The sequence below is a fragment of the Bacillus sp. P4_D3 genome (assembly GCF_056401855.1).
This window is the reverse complement of sequence record NZ_JBFUIN010000794.1, coordinates 1-1,339: the sequence shown is the minus strand read 5'-3', so window position 1 is coordinate 1,339 and position 1,339 is coordinate 1. Positions and strand designations below refer to the sequence as shown.

General features: G+C 29.6%; 1 pseudogene. It reads left to right on the top strand.

Annotated elements, in window-relative coordinates:
- Positions 1-1,165, top strand: a pseudogene (locus tag AC1DTM_RS26755) (MFS transporter); the annotation flags it as partial.
- Between the last annotated feature and the right edge of the window lie 174 nt (positions 1,166-1,339).

Sequence of the window (1,339 nt, the reverse complement as noted above, 5' to 3'; positions counted from 1 at the left end):
TTACAAATAACCGGATCAGCATTAAATTTCGCAATTACACTCATTTTAGGAACGATTCCAATGATTGTTATGAATCCATTTGCCGGTGTAATTGCAGATAAAGTTGATAAAAAGAAACTGGTCGTTTGCATGGATTTACTAAGTGGAAGTTTAATCCATAATTGTTACTTATATAGTAAGCAGCAATTATGGATTAAACTTATTCATTATTTATGCTATTACCTTTCTTATGTCGGTATTTACAACATTCTTTGGAATAGGGTTAGAAGCAGCAAAACCAAATATCGTGTCTAAAGAGAGATTAATGAGTATTAACTCTATAAGTAAAATTATCGATTCTGTATCTTTAATTCTCGGTCCTATGTTAGGGGGCATCGTTTTTGCTGTATTAGATATAAAAACTTTTATAATTATAAATGGTATTTCATTTATTCTTTCGGGCATATCCATATTGTTTATTCACTTTAAATTGTTCGAGTACAACATAAATGAGGAATGTTCAAAAAGAGAAATTAATTTTATTAAAGATATAAAAGAGGGGTTTTCTTACTTAATTGAAAGGGAAAGCTTAAAAAATACGTTTCGTATTTTAACTTCACTTAATTTCTTCCTAGGTTTTGCTGTAATCGTTCCATTACCGTACATAATAAACACAGTTCTCAATCTTAGTTCGAAGCAATTTGGCATAATTCATGGGACTTTTCCAGTAGGAATGATAGTTGGTGCAATATTAGTAAAAAAGATAACTGATTGTTTTTCTTATTCCTATCTTTTGAAAAAATCAAGTTTTATGTTGGCAATTTTTATGATAATTTCAGGGATTCCAGTTTTATTCAACAGTATTGAAGTAGATAATTTTGTATACGTTACTATGTATTGCATTATTATGTTCTTTTTAGGACTAATGATAGCACTAATTGATATTCCTTTAACTTATTTCATGCAAAAAGAGATTCCCGATGAATATAGGGGAAGAGTGCTCAGTATTGGATTAAGTATAGGTAAAATGATGCAGCCAATAGCACTGGCATTATCAGGTCTATTATTAAATTATATTCCAGCCTACATGCTTCCAATTGCAGGAGGGATAGTATTTCTTATTTTGAATAAGGCTTACTCAAATAAGTTGAATTTAGAAATTCATTCAACAGATTATAGTGTTTAACGTAACTAAATGATATTGTTAAATATTTAAAAAGCACAGGATTATTATCCTGTGCTTTTCTATCGTAATTCAGCTGTCTTTCTAATAACAATCTTATCAATATCATCTTCTTCATCACCAATAAATAACCCGCGCTCTTTTAAATATGTTTCGAAGTATAAATCTGCTTCTGCA